The sequence below is a fragment of the Novosphingobium endophyticum genome, assembly GCF_014640675.1.
GTDB classification, from domain to species: domain Bacteria; phylum Pseudomonadota; class Alphaproteobacteria; order Sphingomonadales; family Sphingomonadaceae; genus Novosphingobium; species Novosphingobium endophyticum.
Genome location: NZ_BMHK01000025.1, coordinates 30,635 through 50,441, shown reverse-complemented (window position 1 = coordinate 50,441; position 19,807 = coordinate 30,635). Strand labels below are relative to the sequence as shown.

Genomic DNA, 19,807 nt, shown 5'->3' with positions numbered 1-19,807 from the left:
GAGCATAACCGCGATAATCCCAAACCCTTCCAATGGACTGCGGACCCCGACGAAATCATCGCCGCCGTCAGGCGTGGGCACCAAGCGTTAGACTCGCACCACTAGTCACTGTTCTCAAAATGAAATCCTTAACCTTTGCTTGCTAGATGCCCCGTAATTCGGGGGATTTTTAGAGGGTTAGGTCGCCTATGCGACACTTCACGACCACTATGACCAGGGGGCTGCGCGACACGGGCGGCAACGTGTTGCCGATCGCGGCGATCGCCATGCTCGTCGCGGCCGCCGTGGTGGGTTCGGCTGTGGACATCAGCCGGTCCTACCGGGTCAAGAACCGCTTGCAGTCCGCCTGCGACGCCGCGGTTCTGGCGGGGCGACATGCCGTCTCCACCAAAGGTTTCGACGACGCGGCCGAGAAGGCGGCAAACAACTATTTCAACGTCAATTTCAACGACAGCGATCAGGAGACGACGGGCACCCAGTTCACGCCTTCGTCGAGCGACAATGGCGTGACAGTGAACGGAACGGCGAGCACCACGCTCTCGACGCTCATCATGCGGCTGTTCGGTTTCAACGATTTTTCGCTGACGGTAACCTGCGCTTCATCCATGGGCATGGGCAATGCCGACGTGATGATGGTGCTCGACACGACCGGTTCGATGGCTTGGGCGCTCGACGACACCACGCGCATTGAGGCGCTGCGCGAGGCGATGAAAAACTTCTATCGGACCGTGACGACCGCGACTTCCGGCACAAATGCCCGGGTGCGTTATGGTTTCGTGCCCTATTCGTCGAGTGTGAACGTCGGCAAACTCATCTATGATCTTGATCCCGATTATCTGGTGGACGAACGCACGTATCAATCCAGGGTATACAATTCAAAGACCGATAAATGGACCTACAAAGAGATCGAATACGACGTCAGTAAGTACAAGGCTTTCCAAACGGTCGCTACCAATACCGGAAACGATTGGCAGGAGTGGGGCTATTACGAGGGCGAGCCGAGAACCGTCTACTCGACGTGGAAAGGCTGCATAGAGGAACGGGCGACCACGCCGGCCGTCGAGTTCAAATATAATTCCTCGGATGGTAAGATCACTCCGGTTTCAGCACGCGATGTCGATCTAGATGATGCTCCCGAGGTTTATGACGATGACACCAAGTGGGCTCCGATGTGGCCGGAGGTTGCTTATGTTCGCTATGGTAAATTCGGCGACTATACCACGAAGGAGAGCAACAGTGGTGCTCGAGCATGGTCCTTTTGTCCGTACCAGGCGCAGTTGCTGCGCGAGATGGAAGAGGACAGTTTCGACAACTACGCAGACTCGCTGAACGCCGAAGGCAGCACGTATCTCGACATAGGTATGATCTGGGGCGGCCGACTGCTCTCGCCTGACGGGATGTTCAAGGACAATGTCAACGCCGCACCGTCGAACGGCGGCGAGGTTTCGCGTCATATCATTTTCATGACGGACGGCGAAATGGCTCCCAACTACGAGATTCAGCAGGCCTGGGGCATGGAATACTGGGACCGCCGGGTGACGGCCAACGGTTCGCAGCACGACGCTCGGCGACACACATCGCGTTTCCTGGCTGTATGCGAGGCGATCAAGGCCAAGGGGATCCGGGTATGGGCCATAGCCTTCGCTGCCGGATTGTCCGACGACCTCAAGACCTGCGCCTCCGCCGACAGTTCCTTCGTCGCCGCCGATGCCGACGAACTCAACGCGGCGTTCCAGGAAATCGCCAACGAGGTCGGCGAACTGCGGGTGACGTCGTGAGGCGGCTGCCCCGCATCGTGCCGAGCTGCTGGCGGCGACGGCTTGCCGGTCTTCGCCGTGCGCGGGAAGGCGCGACCATTGTCGAGTTCGCCATGGCCGCGCCGATCGTGATCACGCTGATCATCGGCATCTGCGATATCGGACACATGGCCTATACCACCGCCGTTCTGCGCGGCGCCGTGCAGCAGGCGGCCCGTAGTTCCTCGCTCGAAACCGCCGATACCAGCGCGTCCGACGCCCAGATCACGAAAGCCATCCAGAACGTGGCGCCCGGCGCGACCGTGGAGATTTCGCGCGCGAGCTACTACGATTTCGCCAATATCGACCAGCCAGAACCCTGGAACGACGCCGACAACAGCGGCGCCTGCGACAATGGTGAAGTCTACACCGACGAGAACGGCAACGGGCAGTGGGACGCGGATGTCGGCGAATCAGGAAACGGCAGCGCGAACGACGTCGTGGTCTATACTGTCGATGTCACCTATCCGCCGCTGTTCCCGGTCCCGTTCATCGACGGCAGCGACGGCTTGCGGAAACTGAGCGCATCTTCGGTGAAGAAGAACCAGCCATTCGCCAACCAGGCTGAACTCGGTTCGTCGGCGGGGACTTGCGCATGATGGAACGTGTCCGAACCACCATGAGGTCGCTCCGGCGCGACACCGACGGCGTCTCGCTGCTGGAATTCGCGCTGGCGCTTCCGGTCATGCTGACGCTGGGCCTCTATGGCACCGAGCTTGCCTATATGGCGACGATCGACATGGAGGTCAGCCAGATGGCCACGACCGTCGCCGATAACGCCTCGCGCCTCGGACAGACCGACAACGGCGCGGTGACGCCGACGGTGACCGAGACGCAGATCGACTCGGTCATGACCGGGGCATCAAAGCAAGGAAGCGGTTTCAATTTCGGCGCCAACGGCCGCATCATCCTGTCCAGCCTGGAAAGGGATTCTTCGACCGGTCGCCAGTACATCCACTGGCAGCGGTGCAGCGGCGATCTGGATGTCGACTCCGTCTACGGCGCGGAAGGTGCTGGCCTCACCGGCGACACGCTCGACGGCATGGGCCCGGCCGACAGCCTCATCACCGCGCAGTCCAATTCGGCGGTCATGTTCGTGGAGGTCTACTACCAGTACCAGCCCCTGTTCGGGGACATGTTCGTAGGCACCCCCCGGTTCAAACAGGAAGCCGCCTTTATCATCAGGGACGATCGCAACCTGACACCCGGTGTGACCGGCAGTGGCGGCAATTCCACCTGCAGCTAGGCAGGTTCGAGCCGGGCCCGAAACCGGCGAGCGGGCGATTCGGCAATGACAGTTTCGGAACCTGCCATTGCAGGCAATTGGCGCCGCTCCCGCCTGGAGCGAGCCACAGTCAGCGCACCCTGGCGCACATGGCCGGCGTAAGACCGAGGACTATCCTCGGTTCGTCGCGGCAAACATGCGTCCCGGCGTACAAGGGGGGGCGGCCGCGATTGCCATGACAAATGGCTGTGCATTACGCTCGGTGCCGGCCGCTCCATCCCGGTTTTGGCCATCTGGCAACGCTGCCGGGTATCCATCGCACCTCGCGGTTTTCGGAGGATTGCCAAGTTGAGCAACCTGACCGACTTTGACCCGGTTTCCCCGGACTCGCCGCCCGTCCCCTTGTGGCCGGGCGGCGATTTCGTGGATATTGCGATAAGTGCCAGCGAGCAGCCGGACATCGTGACATCTTCCGATGATTATGCCTCCCGGTTTCAGGGCGCGGTCGGGGCCTACATGCTCTGGGTGCAGGAACAGGGGCTGTTCGCACTTCTCGGTCAGCACACGATGGGCCTTGGCTCGACTGTTCTCGACGTTGGCGGGGGGCACGGGCAACTGGCACTTCCGCTGGCGAAGGCTGGCTATACGGTTACTGTGGCGGGCAGCGACGCCAGCTGCTTCCGGAGACTTCGGGCCCAGGAGCAGGCAGCCTCGATCGAATTCGAGGAGTGCGACCTTCTGCGCCTGCCGTTCAAGGACCGGCAGTTCGATTTCGTCACCAGCGTACGCCTCATGTCGCATGTCGAGGATTGGCCGCGTCTGGTGAGTGAGCTTTGCCGCGTTTCCGGCAGGGCGGTGATCATCGACTATCCCATCTGGTCGAGCCTCAACGCGCTGTCGCTGCTCGCTTTCCCGATCAAGCGCAAGATCGAGAAGAACACACGCAACTACAGGACGTTCTTCGCCGACGAGATTCGCTCGGCTTTCGCGGCCCATGGCTTTCGGCAAACGTGTGACTGGCGGCAGTTCGTCCTGCCGATGGCGCTGCACAGAGCCATGCCGCGATCTCCAGTCGCACGGCGGGCGGAGAGAGTGTTTCGCAAGGCCGGCGTGACGCGGGTGGCAGGCAATCCCGTACTGGCGCGGTTTGATCGGATGGGGTGATGAACGGTTCAAGGACGATCGCGATAACGGGTGCCACCGGTTTCACCGGACAGGCTCTCGCGGAGCGGCTTGCTGCGGACGGGCACCGCGTGCAGGCACTGGCCCGGCCCGGTTCGGCGCTTCCCGAGGATGCCGGTATCGTCAGGATCGAGGGAGAACTGGGCGATCCCGAAGCGCTCGATCGCCTTGTCGCGGGGGCGGACACGGTCTTTCACGTTGCGGCCATGTACCGCGAGGAAGGCAGTTACGAGAAGTTCCTCGCGGTCAACTACGAGGCGACACGGGCGCTGGTGGAGGCATCTCGGCGCGCGGGCGTTCGGCGCTTCGTCTACTGCTCGACGATCGGTGTTCACGGCAGCGTCGATAACGGCCCGGCCGATGAGAGCGCCGCTTTCAGCCCCCGCGATTTCTATCAGGAAACCAAGCTGCTCGCCGAACAGTATTGCCGGGAGGAGATGGAACGCGGCGGGCTGGAAATCGCCATCATCCGCCCTTGCTCCATCTACGGCCCTGGCGATACGCGCATGCTCAAGATGTTCCGCATGGTGCGCAGCGGCCTGTTCTTCTTCGTGGGTGACGGCGGGGCCAACTTCCATCCGGTCTATATCGACGATCTGGTCGACGCCTTCGTGCTGTGTATGGACAGTCCGGATGCGGTCGGCGAGGTATTCATTATTGGTGGGCCGCGTTATCTGCCGCTGACGGACTACGTGGGCGCGGCGGCAAGGGCGCTGGACCGCAAGCCGCCACGTCTGCATTTGCCCTATGAGCCCTTGTATCAGGTGGCCAGGGTGGTGGAGGCGGTTTGTACGCCGCTGGGCCTCCAGCCTCCGTTGCACCGCCGGCGCGTGAAATTCTTCAAGCACAACCGGGCGTTCTCGACCGCGAAGGCCCGCAAGATGCTCGGTTACGAACCGAAGGTCGATCTTGACGAGGGATTCCGGCGTACGGTGGCATGGTACCGGGAAACGGGTCTGTTGCCGCCGCGATGAAATCACGGTCCTTCCAGGCCACGCCGTTCATCACGCGGCAGATGCTGTCGCTCCTCCGCTCCAAATCGCTGGGGGCCAGTTTCGGTTTTGCTTTCGCTGGCGCCGCGTTCACTTTCGGCAACCTCCTGCTCGCCCGCGAATTGCCGGCGGCCGCGTTCGGTCAGCTCGCGCTCGCGGTTGCCATCTATAACGTCTGCATCTGTCTGGCGCCGTGGGGCATCGATCAGGTGCTGCTGCGCCGCAGGCTCGAGCCGGGCTCTCGCCTGTTCCTGCGCGCGTTCGTCCCATGCAGTATCGTCGCCGTCGCGGCCGTGGGAGGCATTGTCGCGGTATATGGCTTTCCGGTCAGAGCCGCGCTTCTGCTCGGCGCGGCGATTTTCGGCGGAGGGCTGACCATCGCTGCCGGCATGGGGCTTCGGAGTCACGGCTGGATGATGCTTGCCATCGCGGTGACGAATGTGGGCAGCTGGGCGCTGCTGATCTCGGGCGCGTCGGGTTTCATCGTGTCGTGGACTTCCGTGGTGCCGCCGATGACTATTCTGGCTGTCGCCAATCTCCTGTTCGCCGCCATTTCCTGGATCGCGTTCATCCGGCATTGCGGTCTGAACGGTGAGAAAGACGATGCGGTTCCGCCCGGAGAAGCGTTGTCGCTCGTGGTCGCCGTCGCGGCCGGAGCTCTGCTGGTGCAGGTGGAGCGCTTCGTGATTCCGCAAGTACTCGGCTTCCAGGCGCTGGCGACGTTCGCCGTCGTCGCGTCTGTGGCGATCTTTCCTTTTCGCCTGCTGCGTTCCGGTTCGGGGTTTGCCCTTACCCCCCGGCTTCGTGCGGCAACCGATCGTCCGACGCGTTTCAGGCTGCTGGCAAGCGAGGGAAAAGCGCTGGCCATCACGTTTCTGATCGGAACCGTTCTCGTGCTTGCCCTCGCACCCTTCGTCGCCTCGGTGTTCACGGATGGCCGCTATCAACTGGAACGGTTGCTGATACTTGCCGCCTGTTTCAACGGCGCGGCCAAGCTGCTGGAAGGCCTGCCGCATTCGGCCGTCGTGGCCTGCGGGACCGCGGTGGAGATAAGGCACCTCAGCTGGATGAGCTGGTTCGTCATAGCGGCGACCGTTGCCGGTTCCTGGCTGGGCGCGCGCTGGGGGCTCGCAGGCCTGATGTGCGGAAGTGCGGCCGGTTGCCTGATCGGCAGCATTCCCGGCGCGCTGCTGGCGCGAAAGGTGCTGGTGCGCGGTTTCGTTGATTAGAAACTTCCGGTTGGCCCGCTCCGAGCCCCGAGGCCATCTATCGCGGCGAATGATCCTCAATCATTGCGCGAATGTCCTGGCAGCGGACGCCGTGAACCGGATGTCGCCAACGGAACAGGTGAAATCCGTCGACGCCCGGGGTTACCGGAACAGCGAAAGCATGGATCGCCGCCTTGACGTCGGGAGGAACCGCGGAGTCCAACTCCCAGCGGTCCGCCGGCGCCAGAATCACGCCGTCCGGATAGCACGCGGCGACTTCGGCGAGAGTTTCGCCGCTGCCGACCACGCGGCGTCCGGTGCGAAAGTCCGTTCCGAATTCCACCGGCGGTGAAATGTCGCTGACGCGGCTTCGGCTGATGAGCAGGTCGAACGGCCCGAGATAGTGGACCGTTCGCATGTCGTCGGCGACCACGAACAGCGAGGGCGTCCCGATCGCGGCGCGGAGCCGCGGCGCGGCGGCTCTCCACGATCTGTCGGGCGGTTCCTGTGCGAAACTCGACGGATTGAGGATGACACGATGCGTGTCGATGACGATGCGCTTGAGCGTGTGGGCATAGGCGCGGTTGCCGGCGATCGCCAGAAAAGTGCCGAGAACGAGGATGGTTACGGTCACGATCGGGCGGGAACGGTCGGCAATCCTGATCCACCGCATGTCCTCCGCCCGTTTCAGCATCGACACGACGACCGGTGAGAGCGCGGAGAGCAGGAAGTCGAAGGCAATGGCAATCAACACGAAAAAGAAGGGCAGCGCGTAGATGATGTAGCGGAAGCTCTTCATCCCGGCGAGCGAGTGCGCCACGAAAGCGGTCCCGAAGAGCGTGAGGCAGAAGAGCCCGGCCCGCGATCGCCGCGACACGGCCAGCCAGATCGAAAGCGGGAAAATCAGCGTCAGTATGAGAAAGCGGTCCAGAAATATCCGCACATAATAGAGAACGTCGTCGCGATGCTCGCGTGCCCAGTAGGATGTGTCCCGGAACTCGTCGAACGGGAGCCTTGGTGCAATGGCAATGACCGCCGCGAGCAGAGCCGCCGCCCCGCCGATCAGCCAGAGGCGGTACCGTTGTTGCGCAAGGAACGATGAAATCCGGGGACGCGATACGGCGTAGGCGGCCAGGTACAGTCCTATGCCGGCGAGGTGGATGATCGTCGTGACCTGAAGGTGGAGGGCGGACAGGAAGCACGCCCCGGCGGTTGCCAGCCACACGGTCGCGGTGCCGATGCTCTTGCGGTCATGCAGCGCGCTATAGACTGCGGCCGACCCGATCCACACGAACAGGGCCTGAAGCGTGTAGAAGCGCGTGAACTGCGACACTTCGATCATGAGGTCCGCAAAACAGACCAGAAGCGCGGCAATCCAGGCGGCGCGCGGCGAGATCCTGCGCCGTGCCCAGACGAACACGGCCGGCACGAGCAGGGCACCGGCGAGCAGCGCGGGAAGCCGGGCCACGAACAGGCCGGACTGGTCGAACAGCAGAAACCCTAGACCCGTGAGCACGGTATAGCTCGATGCGCGAGGGTAGGCGCCATCCAGGATCGCCAGACTGCCATTGTCCGCCCAGGATTGCGCGGCAAGGAAATGAAAAAACTCGTCCCGGTGTACCGGAAGGCTTGCATTCCCGAGGAGACGGACAAGCAAGGCCAGTGCGAACAGGGCGAGGGCCTGCCACGCCAGCGTGGCCTGGTTGGCGGGAGTGCCGGTATCGGGAGGGGAGTTTTCGCCCGCCCCTCGCTTGAATGCATCGGCCAGCTTGTCCGAGATAGAAATCAATCCCACGCCCTCACGTCCCACAGGCGCCTGACGGACAGAGCAACTTCGGCAGCCTTCCGGATCGGCGATGGTTTCGATGTAGCATTAAAATACAATTCGATGGCGTTATAAGGTTAACAAGATTGTCATGCAAAATAATACTGTCTCTATGTTGCAGAACCCGTCCGCGTTGAACCGTATGGCGGAAACCTGGAGCCTTTATTCGAGGCCGAAGGGGCGGATTTCTCATACCCAAGCGCTGCAGGAAGCAAGCCGTAAGGGCGCGGGTGCTCACCGTTCAGGTGTCGCCTTGTTAGCTGACGAACTGACTGCCGTGCAGGATGAACGGCTCGTAGCTGATTTATTGCTGAAGGCGGGCGGCTGCCCTAAAATCGCAGAGGTTCGCCGAAAAAGACACGTTGAAGTGGCCGCGCTGCCGTGGTCTCTGCGACCGTTTTTCGCAAGTGTGAAGGGGCAATGGTGGCCGTTCCAGTGGGTTCGGTAAAGAGTTTGACTTTATTTCAGGGGGTTGCGCATAAATCAACACGCAAACCAAAACTCGGGTCGCAAATTAGCCGAGTCTTTGAGTATTGGTGGAGTTGCGCTTTATGGCTTTGGTCTCCGTCATCGTGCCGATGTACGAGGAAGAGGAGAACGTGGAGCCGCTGTATTCAGCGGTGAGCCATGCATTGACTGGGCCGGACTTTGATTTTGAGCTGGTGTTGGTCGACGACGGCAGCACCGACCGGACCTATGAGCGCGCCGAGGCGCTGGTCCATCGCGACAGGCGTGTCCGCGTCGTCAAGTTTCGCCGCAACTACGGGCAGACCGCCGCCATGGCCGCTGGCGTCGAGGCCGCGCGCGGGGACGTGCTGGTCACGATGGATGGCGACCTTCAGAACGACCCCGAAGACATTCCGCGCCTGATCGAGCTGATGGATCAGGGCTTTGATATCGTCGTCGGCTGGCGTCGGAGGCGGAAGGATGGCGGCGCCCGCGTTTTCGTATCCAAGGTCGCGAACCGGATCATGGCGCGCATCATGGGAGTGGCGGTCCGGGACAGCGGATGCTCGCTGAAGGCATACCGGTCGGAACTCATCAAGGGGATTCCGATGTACGGCGAAATGCACCGGTTCATTCCCGCCTTGTCGCAGCTTGCGGGCGCACGCCTGGCCGAAATCGAGGTCAATCACCGCGCCCGCCAGTTCGGCGCGTCGAAATACGGCTTCTCGCGCATACAGAAGGTGATGCTCGACATCATAACGATCCGCGTGCTCCTGAGCTACGCGCGCGCGCCGTTGACATGGCATCTCAAGGCAGTCGGCTTCACGTTGCTGCTCAATCTGGCGGTCTTCGGATATTTGCTGCTGGGGCAGCCCGACAACTACGTGGTCGCCGGCGGCATCGCGATGCTCCTGCTGTCATTGACGCTTTTTCTGGTGGTTTGGGGCCTGGCGGGCGGGTTGTTCGCTGCCGTTGAGCCCAACGTGAGGGCCTATGCCGTGATCGCCGCCGACCTTTCGGCGCGATTGCCACCGCCGGGGCCGGTATTGGGGGACAAGCAATGAACACGATGTTTCCGGCGGTCGGCGAAGTGGACGTTTCCGTCGTGATCCCGGTGATCGACCGCACCGACGACGCCGAAACCGTCTGGCGTGCCTATCAGGCGGCGCTCATGGGCACGGACAAGTCATTCGAGTTCATCTACGTCCTGGACGGTCCGCACACGGCCTATGCCGAGGCGCTGGAACGGATCAGCGAGCGGGACTTTCCGCTTAACATCGTGCGTTTCAACCGCTCCTTCGGCCAGGTGGCCTGTCTGCTGGAAGGTGTCCGACACGCGCGCGGCAACACGCTGCTGTTCCTGCCGGCCTATCTCCAGGTGGCGCCCGAGGCCCTGCCTCAACTGCTGGACCGTATCGAGACGGCGGACGTCGCCGCGGCATTTCGCGACCGCAGTACGGACAATGTCCTTAGCCGGATGCGCGGCTGGAGCTTCGAGGCGTTCGCGCGGATGGCCGGCTCGCGCTTCAAGGATCCGGGCTGCGTGGCGCGCGCGGTCAAAAAGCATGTCTTCGCTGAGTTACAACTCCACCACGAGCAGCACCCGTTTCTGCCGATGCTGGCCGAGCGGCTAGGCTTCAGCGTGGAGCAGGTCTGTCTACCCCAGGCGCAGACGGACCGGCGCCTCAGGACGCACCGGCCGATCACCTACATGGGCATCGCCCTCGACCTTGTCGTGCTCGGCTTCATCACACGGTTCATGCGAAAGCCGTTTCGCTTCTTCGGCTCGCTGGGTGCGGCTTTCATCGCGATCGGCGTTGCCCTGGGAATCTATCTGCTCATCCAGCGCCAGACGCTGGACATGCAGATGTCGGATCGTCCCGCGCTGCTGCTGACCGTGCTGCTGATCGTTCTCGGCATCCAGATCGGCGCGGTCGGGCTGATCGCAGAGATCATCATCTTTACGAGAAACCCGAGCCATGCTGCATACCGGATCGAGAAGATCGTCGCGCAGCCGGACGAGGATGGATGAACGATCCCGATGTCGTAATTGTCGGCGGAGGCATGCAGGGGGCAACCATGGCGCTGGCGGCTGCGCGCATGGGGCTGAGGCCGCTCGTCGTCGAACGGCACCGGATCGCCAGCGGTGCCACGGGCAACAGCTATGGCTTCATCCACGGCGGGCTTCGCTACCTGCAGACCATGGACTTGCGGCGCTGGCGACGCTCTCGGCGTGCGCAGTCCTGGTTCCTCGACAATTACCCCGGCCTCGTCCGGCCGCTCGCTTGCGTGATGCCGCTCTACCGCGGCAGAATGCGCTCTCCCGCCGCCTTTCGCCTGGCGGCGGCAATGGAGGCCTGGCTGGTTCGCACTACGGGCTGCGCCCAGGCCTTGCCGGCGCCCGATGTCCTCGCGGCGGATGAAGTTTCGGCCGACTATCCGATACCGCGGCACCACCTGACAGGCGCGGCCTTGTGGCACGATCTCGTGGTGCCGGACATGCAGGCGCTGATGCTCGCGATCCTTTCGGATGCGGGCGTGACTGGTCCGGCGCTCATGGAACAGACGGAAGCGCACGATCTCGTTGTCAGGGATAACCGCGTGGCGGGCCTGCGCGTCGGCCGGGCCGATGGCGCGATCGAGGAGATCGCAACACCGAACGTGGTAATCTGCGCCGGTTCCTGGTCTGGGCGATGGCAGCATGGGCGAGAGGCTACGAGCGCCGCCACCCTGGCGTTCAACCTCCTGCTGGACGTTCCATTCCCCACGGACGCGGCATTGGCGGTCTCTGAACTTCCGGGAAGAGGGCGCAGCTATTTCCTGAGGCCGCATGAAGGCGGGACCCTGGCAGGAACATTCTACTGCCCCGCATCGGGCGCGCGAGAGCCCGATGTCGGCGCCGAGGATATCGAGGCGTTTCGCGGCGCGCTGGCCCGCGCATTGCCCGGTTCCGGGATCGCGGACGCGCCGGTCCGCGCGGTCATGGCGGGCCTGTTGCCCGACCGGGACGGGACCGGCCGGAGCCTTTCGACCAGCGACATCGTGTCGACCGCTGGCCCCGCGGGCCTCTGCCGCATCCTGGGGACCAAGCTGACAACCGCGCCCCTGCTCAGTTTCGAGGCAGCGCACAAGTTCTGGCCGACCGAGGCGCGGCGCGCGGCGTGATGCGATCGACCGGCCTCGTGGCGATCGATGCGCACGTCCATCTTCACGACGAGCGTGACGCCGCCAGCATCCTCCAGCAAGCTGCGGGGACGTTTTCGCGGAACGCTCCTGGGGCGGGGGTAGCCGTTTGCATGCTGGCCGAACGCGATGGCTTCGATGTCTTTTCCGCGCTTCGAGCGCAGTTGCTGCCAACCGCCGAAGCCGAATCGCTCTGGCTCGACGAAAGCCACACTCTGCTCGTGGTTGCCGGGCGTCAGATCGTGAGCCGCGAGGGGCTCGAAATCCTTGGCCTGGCGCTGGCCGAACGCGTCGTGCCCGAAGGCCGGCCGGCCAGCGAGATCGTTGCCGCGCTGCGCGCCCACGACGCATTGCCGGTACTTCCCTGGGGCGTCGGAAAGTGGTTCGGGCCAAGGGGGCGGCTCGTCGATCGGCTGCTGACCGAAGAGCCGGACCTCTTTCTGGGAGACAATGGCGGACGCCCGGCCTTCTGGCCAGTCCCCCGCTTCGGGCGGGGAATCGCGCGCGTTCTCCCCGGCTCCGACGTATTGCCGCTTCGCGGTACGGCTTCGGCGATCGGCAGCTTCGGGTGTCTGGTCGATTGTGATCTGCCCGCTGACCGTCCGGCGGCCGCGTTGCGCCGTGCCTTGCGTGATCCCGAAGCCGAGCTTGTCCGCTTCGGCGGGCTGGCGAGCCCGCTGCGATTCGCCGTCGATCAGACGCGCCTGCGCGTGGGTAAGGCCGCCGCATGAGGGTCCTGTTTCTGGCGCCTCATCCCTTCTTCGTGGAGCGGGGAACGCCGATCGCGGTGCGTCAGGCGGTAAGGGTGCTGTGCGAACAGGGGCATGAGGTCGATGTTCTCACCTATCATGAGGGTGAGGACATCGGGATTGCCGGCGCGCGCATCATGCGCATCAGGCCCGGCTTCGGCGTCAGGGACGTGCCCATCGGGTTTTCGGTGAAGAAGCTGGTTTGCGATGTCTGGCTCGCCGCGGCGGCGTTCCGGCAGGTGCGGCGAGAGGCGTACGACGTCGTCCACGCGGTCGAGGAGGCGGTGTTTATAGGCTTGGCGTGCCGGCCGCTGCGGCCCTTCAAGCTGGTCTACGACATGGATTCGCTCATGCCCGACCAGATCGCCGAGAAGTGGCCGGCGGCGCGGGCGCTGCTGCCCCCGCTACGGTGGTTCGAGCGATACGCGATCCGCCGCTCGGATCTTGTGCTCGCCGTCTGCCAGGCGATTGCCGACCGCGCGATGGAGGCGGCCGGCCCCGGTGGAGTCCATCTTTTGCCGGACGTGGCGTTCGATTGCGCCGACAGCACCGCTGATGTCGAGGAGCTTCGCGGGCTGTTTCCGGTGGGAGCACCGCTGGCGCTCTATGTCGGGAATCTCGAGAGCTATCAGGGCATCGATCTCCTGCTCGAGGCATTCACGCTGCTCCGGTCTCACGCGCCGTGCAACCTGGCGGTGATCGGCGGCAGCCCGGAAGCGGTCCGGCGCTATCGGGAGCAAGTCGCCCGGCTGGGGCTGGACGATCGCGTCCGCTTCCTTGGGCACCGACCTCTCGGCGCGCTCGGGGGTTATCTGGCGCAGGCAGACATCCTGTGTTCGCCGCGGCTGAAGGGCGTCAACACGCCGATGAAGGTCTATACCTACATGTCGGCCCGCCGCGCCATTCTGGCCACCGATATTCCGAGCCATAGTCAGGTACTGGATGCGGATTGCGCGATCCTCGTAAAGCCATCGGCGCATGAGATGGCCGAGGGCCTGCGGCATCTGATCTCCGACGAAAGCCGCCGCATGACGCTTGGCGCAAACGCGGCCGCAAGAGCCGGCACGCACTATAGCCCCGCCGCCTTCGCGGAGCGGCTGGCGCGGGCCTATTCCTCGATCGAGGTGCCCGGAGAGGGGCAGGCCCCCCGCGCGAATTGAGCGTGATTTCTCCAGTTGGTCGGGGAGACAGGATTCGAACCTGCGACCCTCTGCTCCCAAAGCAGATGCGCTACCAGGCTGCGCTACTCCCCGACCCTGGGGTGTCGATGGGCGGCGATGGTGGGCCCGGCAGGATTCGAACCCGCGACCTAGCCGTTATGAGCGGCCAGCTCTAACCGCTGAGCTACAGGCCCAATCGCCGCTCCGGCCTTGATCGACTGGCCGGGCTCACGCGCGTTAGCTTGCGTCGAGGCTCTAGGCAAGCTCCACGCTGGCCATGATGTCGGCAACGCTTGTCGGTTTCACGCCGCGCTGGGCGAGAAACGTGAAAAGCCTCCGCCACCAGTCGTACAGGGCGTCGAGATCCTCGTCGTTCCTGACGTAGGGCGTGTGCCCCGGCGCCAGCGAAGGGCTGTGGAACGAGAAGACAAGCACGGGCAGCCCTTCGTCCAGGGCAATGTCCACCCCGCGCAGCGCTTCATCGGCGGTGACTCCCTCGGGCGTGAGCGGGATCCGTTCCAGCAGACCCGTGCGGGCCAGCACGCCGCGCACCTGCGGCGCGCGCCACAGGTGCGGGTAGAGGACATTCCCGATCTGCCGCAGCGGCCCCCAGTATACCGTCGTCAGCGGCAGTTCGAGCAGGCGGCGCTCAGGATCGGCCCAGTAGGGCTGCAGCGGGTGCTGGCGGTAATTGGGGCCGCCGCTGGCGCTGTAGTCAAACCGGGCGCGCACCGACGAATCGATGGCGAGCCCGAATTCGGTCAGGATCTCCGCCGTGCGCGGGCCGAGGCCATAGCGGCCGGCACGGTAGATCAGCGGCGCCGCGTCGAAGGTCTGCTCGATCCGGTCGCGCAGTCGCAGGAATTTCTCGCGCTCCAGCTCGTACGGCAGGTTGCCGGCATAGCTGTTGAGCTCGTTGACTTCCTCGTCGAAGGGCGGGCTGACCCACGGATGCAGTTGCACTCCGACCTCGGCCTTGCCTTTCGCCACCGCCGTGCCGAGGGCCTCGGCGGCGTAGGACGATGCCGCCACCGGATAGTCGATCAGGTAAGTGGGAACGACGCCGAAGCCTTCGCAGAACTGCTGGAACTTGCGTAAGGCCGGAATGGTGATGACCGTGTGGCGCTTGCGGTCGAGTGGTGCCTCCCAGTCGAATTCTTCCTCGGTATCGACGGTGACGATGAAGCGCTGACCGAACCCCTCGCGAAACTTTGCAAGATCGGATGGTCGCGGCGGCTCAAGAAGATTGGGGCCCGGCAAAAAACTCCCCTTCATCCCGTTCTTCGCGTCGGCCGAAGCAGGTTCAGTGCGAATGATTGACAGCGGTGCTATGGCTTGTGCCCGCATGGGTCAAGCCGGGAAGGGACAGGCGCAGAAGCTTTCCATCCCGTTGCAGATTGCCGCCAGCCGCACCGGCTTCAGCGGCAGCAAGCCGCAGCGTGAAGCCGAGGCCGAACATTCCCGCCGACAGCGTAGGGCCGCGTTCGGTGGTCGGTACGTCGAACGGATCGTCGGCATCGCGTTCGGCGAGGGCGGCGGGCAGGGCGATCCGCAGGGCCACGCGCCCGCCGACTTCGAGCGCCCAGGCCAACTCCAGAATTTCGTCGGGAGCGGCCACGCTGACGAGCGCGGCAAGCAGGCGCCAGACCAGCCTTTCTGCCTCGACGCGGTCCACTTCCACCGGCAGCGTCGTCGCGCCGATGTCCGCAGGCAGTGCGAAGCCGCTACGGCGTGCATCGGTCCAGGTTCTGAGCCGCGCCACCGTCTCTATAAGAACCGGCGCAATGTCGCATTCGCCCGCTTCCAGCTGAAGCGCGCCCGCTTCCAGCTTTACCAGCCGATCGAGTTCCTCGAACCCGGCAAGGATATGTGCGCAGTCACCCGCGATTGCCGCCGCCAAGGCCCGGTATTCGTGCGGAGCCGGGCCATAGAGCTGCTGCTGGATGATCTCGGCGGCGACCTGGATGGCATTGGCGGGCGTGCGCAGTTCATGCAGCACCTGGCGCATGCGGTCGGCCTCGCCGGCTTTGCGGCTTGCCTCGGTATCGTGGACAGCGAAGGCGGGGCGGCGCAGGCGTCCGCAGTACCCGGTGAAGCGGCCGGTGAGATCGTCGAAGCAGGCAATGGCGTCAATCTGCCATTCACCGCAGACGGCCGGGGCTCCGGGAAACCGGATTCGCGTGCCATGCAGAGGCAGGCGGCGGCGAACGGCCGTCGCCACGGCCGGTTCGTGGGCAGCAAGGCTGAGACCGATGAGCGAACGCGCATGCACACCGTCGGCCCAGTCGATGCGGCCTTCCTCATCGGTGGCAAAGTCGACTGCCGCCGGCGAGCGCGGCGCCGCCGCCGCCAGGTCTCCCAGAGGGAGGCGCGGCGCGTCATTCGCCGGCTCGGGCGGCACATGCGCCTCGCGTGCCTTGCGGAATTCCTCGATACGCCGGACGATGGCGCCGATACCGGCATCGACGCTCTTCGGCCTTTCGGCGCGTATGGCCGCGGCTCTCGCCCACTCCGATTCCGGATCGGGCGTGATTGGCCTCGGTTCAGGCGCGCAGGGCTGCGTTTCCGGGGCGTCGGGAACAACGTCCGCGGTCGCTAGCTCGAACACGTCCTCGATCTCGTCCGGCACGCGGACGGCGGGTGGCAGGCCGCGGTCGCGAATGCCGAGGCGTTCGAGCAGGGCGTCCACGGGCGGTGCGAGATCGCGACGGTGGCGCAGAATCCCCCGCGCGCGCACGGGCAATTCCGGGATCAGCGCCAGCCAGTCGGCGTCCGAGAGCCGCGCGCACATGATCGCGGCGGTCGCCACATCGGGCTCGGACTGGGCCAGCAGCGAAACCAGGCGCGGGTTGGTGATCGGCTGCATCGGCTGGCGCAGCAGCCGCGCCCGGTCGATCACGGGAATTCGCCTGCCGAGTTCCTCGATGCGGACCAGGCCGGTATCGATCATCTCGGAGCGCGCGTCGCCCGGCAGCTGGCGCAGCAGGTCGATCAGTTGCCTGTACTGGATGCGCGCCAGGGCATCGCCCGATGCCGGCAGGCGCAAAACCGTAGCAAGGCGATCGTCGAAATGCATTCAGACTCCAGGCGCGGCCCGTTGCTTAGAGCGGAAGAGGTTAACCCGGGCTTCAACCTTCATGCCAAATTCGCGCGCAGAATGTCCTAGCAAAGTGGGGGGTGAGTGGAAGCACGCAGTTCGAAGTCGTTGCAAAGCGGGACGATTGCGCTATGAGATAATAATATTACGAGGGCGCCGCATTTTCGATGTGGAAGTTGCAACCACGGGGCTGCGAAAGGGCAGCGACAGGGAAGTTCGAATGATCAACCTCGATGAAATCGATCGTCGCCTGCTGGCCGAACTGCAGGACGAGGGCCGGATCACCAATGTCGAGCTGGCCCAGCGCGTCGGCCTCACCGCGCCGCCGTGCCTGCGCCGCGTGCGCAGTCTCGAGGAAGCCGGCATCATCAAGGGCTATCACGCCGAACTCGACTCTTCGAAACTGGGCTTCACGATCACCGTATTCGCGCTCGTTAGCCTCAAGAGCCAGGCCGAGGAAGCGCTGCGGGGCTTCGAGGAGCACATGAAGAGCCTGCCCGAAGTGCGCGAATGCCACATGCTCAACGGCGAGATCGACTTCATCGTCAAGATCGTCAGCCGCGACCTGCAGAGCTTCCAGGAATTCCTCACCTCGAAACTCACCTCCGCGCCGAACGTGGACAGCGTGAAGACTTCGCTGACGATCCGGACCTCGAAGAACCTGCCGGGCGTGCCGCTGGGGTAGGGGGCGTTTCGGGGGCGTTGCGTAAAAAGCCCACCCTGGCCACTCCCGCCTGCGGACCGGGGGGCAGCCTAGGGACGAATGCGCGTTTCAGGTCTGGCGTGGTTCGCCAACGTCATACACCCGCAAGTCGCGATCACCGATGCCAAGGCTCGGCCAAGTCGCCCGCCATTCAGCGATATGCAGAGAGTCGAAGTGCCGATCGAGGGCGGTTTGGTCAATCCACATCTCCTTCACATGAATGAGACCCGGATCAAATACATCCTCGGCATAGCCGTACTCTACACAACCATCTTCCGCACGACTGGCTTCAGCCATACGCTTCATGAATGGGCGCGCGGTTTCCAGCTTGTGCGCGGGAAGACGGACGGTTCCAACGACTAGCAGCATTCGTTGCGATTATCGGCACGGCCCCGATATGGCAAGGCGGCGCCCGTTCACCCGACGCACAGCCCCCAAAATCCCCGCTCAGCCTGAGCCTGTCGAACGCCTCACAGCCCCGCCGCCGCCTCCAGCGCCAGCAGGTAGCTCTTCGCCCCGAACCCGGCGATGGTGCCCCTGGCGGCCATGCCGATCCATGACTTGTGGCGGAATTCCTCGCGAGTGTGCGGGTTGGACAGGTGGACTTCGATCACCGGCACCTCGATCGCCCGGATCGCGTCGAGCAGCGCGACCGAAGTGTGGGTATAGGCGCCCGCGTTGAGCAGCACCGCGTGGGCGCCGTCGGCCTGCGCCTCGTGCAGCCAGTCGACGAGGTGGCCTTCGTGGTTCGACTGGCGCATCTCGATCTCGCAATCGAGGTCCTTGCCACGTTCGACCAGCAGGGCGGCTATGTCGTCCAGCGTATGCGAGCCGTAGATCCCGGGCTCGCGCCGGCCCAACAGGTTCAGGTTGGGCCCGTTGAGGACATAGACCAGCTTGCTTGCCATCTTTCGAAATATCCCTCGCTGCCCGCCGAAACATCGCGGGCGTTCCTTGCCTTAGCCGCTGTGCGCGCCGCTGCAAACTGGGCTAGCGATCGCTTCCCTTGATCTTGCCCCACTGTCGCATCGCCGAATAGCCGAGATAGCCTGTGCCGAAGAGCGCGTAGAGCGGCTCGGGAATGCCCTGGAGATAGGCCGTCATACCGCTGGCGATGGCGTTTGCGGTCTCCGGGCTGAACGCGCCGATCAATCCCATCGGCAGGGCCCAGAGAATGATCGCGTACATCACGTAAAGGAATCCTGGCCGGGCGCGGCTGGTCCACGGATCGCCCGAACCGGCCTCCGCGATGATGGCAGAAAGCCGCGCCTGGAGCAGGTCTGTTTCCTGCGAATGTTCCAGCCTGAGCAGTTCCAGCTTGGCGCGGTCACGCGCCTCGGGATCGGGGATGACCTTATCGATGATCCGGGAGATGGGGGCGATAAGCGAATCGAGCAGCGGCATGCGGCACTCCTGCGAAGCCATGGGCGGTTGCAGAGCTGTAACCAAAATGGTTCGTGTAGGAAAATGCCCCCGGAGAATTGGGGCGTGCCGATATTCGGAAAATTGGTCGGGACGAGAGGATTCGAACCTCCGACCCCCACACCCCCAGTGTGATGCGCTACCAGGCTGCGCTACGTCCCGACCGAGGGGAGCGCCTATAGGCACCTCGCGGGCCAAGCGCAAGCGTCCGTGCAGAGTTTTGCGAACAGCTTGATCGCGCGCCCGCCGCGCCTATCTTTCGCTTCGCCCTCGCGGGCTCGCCGTGCGGGCGCGTTGCCAGTGCTCCGCTTTATTGCTAACCGCCCGCGCATCCGGAATTTCCGCAGGCGGATTTCCCGGACCTCGCGATGTTCAGGGGGTCACGGGCGAGTCGGCTCGGGAGTCTATACAAGAAGGCGCTTCAGTTTCATGCACAGCTCGATTCTTCCCATGCTTGCCGCCGCTGCTCCTGCCGGTGCGCCGCCCGCCTGGGTGCAGTACCTGCCGTTCGTGGCGATGGCGCTGATCTTCTGGTTCCTGATCCTGCGTCCGCAGATGAAGCAGCAGAAGGAGCACAAGGCCAAGCTTGCCTCGCTCAAGAAGGGTGACGAGGTGCTGACCGGCGGCGGTTTCCTGGGCAAGGTGCTCAAGGTCGATGACAACTACGCCGAAGTCGAGTTGGCGCAGGGCGTGCGCGTCAGGGCCCTCAAGTCGACCATCGTCGACGTGATCCCGCCGGGCGGCGCCAAGGCCGCCAACGACTGAGACGACCAGCACCGGGCCGCATCGGGCCCGGCCATTTCCGGGACGCGCCGTTC

The 19,807-nt window shown here is 64.1% G+C and carries 20 protein-coding genes and 3 tRNA genes; 14 read left to right on the top strand and 9 right to left on the bottom strand.

The annotated features are described in order from the left end of the window. Nucleotides 1–188 precede the first annotated feature (188 nt). The 6 genes from IEX32_RS15555 (at nt 189) to IEX32_RS15530 (ending at nt 6,424) form a co-directional block, all read left to right on the top strand. Nucleotides 189–1,778 carry a pilus assembly protein TadG-related protein gene (locus IEX32_RS15555; protein WP_188772461.1) on the top strand — a complete coding sequence of 530 codons (1,590 nt, stop codon included), beginning with the start codon at nt 189–191 and terminating at the stop codon, nt 1,776–1,778. Next, nucleotides 1,775–2,395, top strand: coding sequence for a TadE family protein (locus IEX32_RS15550; RefSeq protein WP_229736404.1), 621 nt, complete (start codon nt 1,775–1,777; stop codon nt 2,393–2,395). Before IEX32_RS15555 ends, IEX32_RS15550 begins: the two co-directional genes overlap by 4 nt. Next, nucleotides 2,395–3,042 carry a TadE/TadG family type IV pilus assembly protein gene (locus tag IEX32_RS15545; protein ID WP_229736403.1) on the top strand — a complete coding sequence of 216 codons (648 nt, stop codon included), beginning with the start codon at nt 2,395–2,397 and terminating at the stop codon, nt 3,040–3,042. The genes IEX32_RS15550 and IEX32_RS15545 overlap by 1 nt, the downstream gene beginning before the upstream one ends. A 327-nt stretch (nt 3,043–3,369) precedes the next feature. Continuing rightward, complete coding sequence (locus tag IEX32_RS15540; protein WP_229736402.1) at nt 3,370–4,185, top strand: class I SAM-dependent methyltransferase; 816 nt, start codon at nt 3,370–3,372, stop codon at nt 4,183–4,185. Further along, nucleotides 4,185–5,177 carry an NAD-dependent epimerase/dehydratase family protein gene (locus IEX32_RS15535; protein ID WP_188772459.1) on the top strand — a complete coding sequence of 331 codons (993 nt, stop codon included), beginning with the start codon at nt 4,185–4,187 and terminating at the stop codon, nt 5,175–5,177. The genes IEX32_RS15540 and IEX32_RS15535 overlap by 1 nt, the downstream gene beginning before the upstream one ends. Beyond that, nucleotides 5,174–6,424 carry a polysaccharide biosynthesis protein gene (locus IEX32_RS15530; protein WP_188772458.1) on the top strand — a complete coding sequence of 417 codons (1,251 nt, stop codon included), beginning with the start codon at nt 5,174–5,176 and terminating at the stop codon, nt 6,422–6,424. Before IEX32_RS15535 ends, IEX32_RS15530 begins: the two co-directional genes overlap by 4 nt. 37 nt (nt 6,425–6,461) lie before the next feature. Here the strand turns inward: IEX32_RS15530 and IEX32_RS15525 are convergent, their stop codons facing one another. Further along, the gene (locus tag IEX32_RS15525) at nt 6,462–8,198 is read right to left on the bottom strand and encodes a hypothetical protein (protein WP_188772457.1); all 1,737 of its coding nucleotides are present in this window, start codon (nt 8,196–8,198) and stop codon (nt 6,462–6,464) included. 121 nt (nt 8,199–8,319) lie between these two features. Here IEX32_RS15525 and IEX32_RS15520 point away from each other — a divergent pair, with 121 nt between their 5' ends. From IEX32_RS15520 to IEX32_RS15495, 6 genes are all read left to right on the top strand, one after another. Beyond that, nucleotides 8,320–8,676: a hypothetical protein gene (locus tag IEX32_RS15520; protein WP_188772456.1), complete on the top strand. Its 357-nt coding sequence runs from the start codon at nt 8,320–8,322 to the stop codon at nt 8,674–8,676. Nucleotides 8,677–8,764: 88 nt separating this feature from the next. Beyond that, on the top strand, nt 8,765–9,739 hold the full coding sequence (locus IEX32_RS15515; RefSeq protein ID WP_229736407.1) for a glycosyltransferase family 2 protein: 975 nt from the start codon (nt 8,765–8,767) through the stop codon (nt 9,737–9,739). After that, the gene (locus IEX32_RS15510; RefSeq protein WP_188772455.1) at nt 9,736–10,707 is read left to right on the top strand and encodes a glycosyltransferase; all 972 of its coding nucleotides are present in this window, start codon (nt 9,736–9,738) and stop codon (nt 10,705–10,707) included. The genes IEX32_RS15515 and IEX32_RS15510 overlap by 4 nt, the downstream gene beginning before the upstream one ends. Then, the gene (locus tag IEX32_RS15505; RefSeq protein WP_188772454.1) at nt 10,704–11,840 is read left to right on the top strand and encodes an FAD-dependent oxidoreductase; all 1,137 of its coding nucleotides are present in this window, start codon (nt 10,704–10,706) and stop codon (nt 11,838–11,840) included. The genes IEX32_RS15510 and IEX32_RS15505 overlap by 4 nt, the downstream gene beginning before the upstream one ends. After that, nucleotides 11,840–12,589, top strand: coding sequence for a hypothetical protein (locus tag IEX32_RS15500; protein ID WP_229736401.1), 750 nt, complete (start codon nt 11,840–11,842; stop codon nt 12,587–12,589). Before IEX32_RS15505 ends, IEX32_RS15500 begins: the two co-directional genes overlap by 1 nt. Continuing rightward, nucleotides 12,586–13,767, top strand: a complete 1,182-nt coding sequence (locus IEX32_RS15495) for a glycosyltransferase family 4 protein (RefSeq protein WP_188772453.1) — start codon at nt 12,586–12,588, stop codon at nt 13,765–13,767. The genes IEX32_RS15500 and IEX32_RS15495 overlap by 4 nt, the downstream gene beginning before the upstream one ends. Before the next feature lie 16 nt (nt 13,768–13,783). Here the strand turns inward: IEX32_RS15495 and IEX32_RS15490 are convergent. From IEX32_RS15490 to IEX32_RS15475, 4 genes are all read right to left on the bottom strand, one after another. Beyond that, nucleotides 13,784–13,860: transfer RNA gene (locus IEX32_RS15490), tRNA-Pro, on the bottom strand. Nucleotides 13,861–13,885: 25 nt separating this feature from the next. Continuing rightward, nucleotides 13,886–13,961, bottom strand: a tRNA-Ile gene (locus IEX32_RS15485). Between the two features lie 61 nt (nt 13,962–14,022). Beyond that, nucleotides 14,023–15,027, bottom strand: coding sequence for a polysaccharide deacetylase family protein (locus IEX32_RS15480; RefSeq protein WP_188772463.1), 1,005 nt, complete (start codon nt 15,025–15,027; stop codon nt 14,023–14,025). A 43-nt stretch (nt 15,028–15,070) separates the two neighbouring features. Next, nucleotides 15,071–16,843, bottom strand: a complete 1,773-nt coding sequence (locus IEX32_RS15475; protein ID WP_188772452.1) for a histidine kinase — start codon at nt 16,841–16,843, stop codon at nt 15,071–15,073. A gap of 241 nt (nt 16,844–17,084) precedes the next feature. Here IEX32_RS15475 and IEX32_RS15470 point away from each other — a divergent pair, with 241 nt between their 5' ends. Next, nucleotides 17,085–17,549, top strand: coding sequence for an Lrp/AsnC family transcriptional regulator (locus IEX32_RS15470; RefSeq protein WP_188772451.1), 465 nt, complete (start codon nt 17,085–17,087; stop codon nt 17,547–17,549). Nucleotides 17,550–17,636: 87 nt separating this feature from the next. On the opposite strand, the gene IEX32_RS15465 is transcribed toward IEX32_RS15470, so the two are convergent. The 4 genes from IEX32_RS15465 to IEX32_RS15450 form a co-directional block, all read right to left on the bottom strand. After that, nucleotides 17,637–17,936: a putative quinol monooxygenase gene (locus tag IEX32_RS15465; RefSeq protein ID WP_188772450.1), complete on the bottom strand. Its 300-nt coding sequence runs from the start codon at nt 17,934–17,936 to the stop codon at nt 17,637–17,639. Nucleotides 17,937–18,037: 101 nt separating this feature from the next. After that, nucleotides 18,038–18,475, bottom strand: coding sequence for a type II 3-dehydroquinate dehydratase (gene aroQ / locus IEX32_RS15460; protein WP_188772449.1), 438 nt, complete (start codon nt 18,473–18,475; stop codon nt 18,038–18,040). 82 nt (nt 18,476–18,557) lie between these two features. After that, a complete protein-coding gene (locus tag IEX32_RS15455) occupies nt 18,558–18,971 on the bottom strand; it encodes a holin family protein (RefSeq protein ID WP_188772448.1) in 414 nt (137 codons plus the stop codon). 103 nt (nt 18,972–19,074) lie between these two features. Further along, nucleotides 19,075–19,151, bottom strand: a tRNA-Pro gene (locus IEX32_RS15450). Between the two features lie 267 nt (nt 19,152–19,418). Between IEX32_RS15450 and yajC the strand changes: the two genes are divergently transcribed. Further along, nucleotides 19,419–19,754: a preprotein translocase subunit YajC gene (yajC, locus tag IEX32_RS15445; protein WP_188772447.1), complete on the top strand. Its 336-nt coding sequence runs from the start codon at nt 19,419–19,421 to the stop codon at nt 19,752–19,754. Nucleotides 19,755–19,807 lie beyond the last annotated feature (53 nt).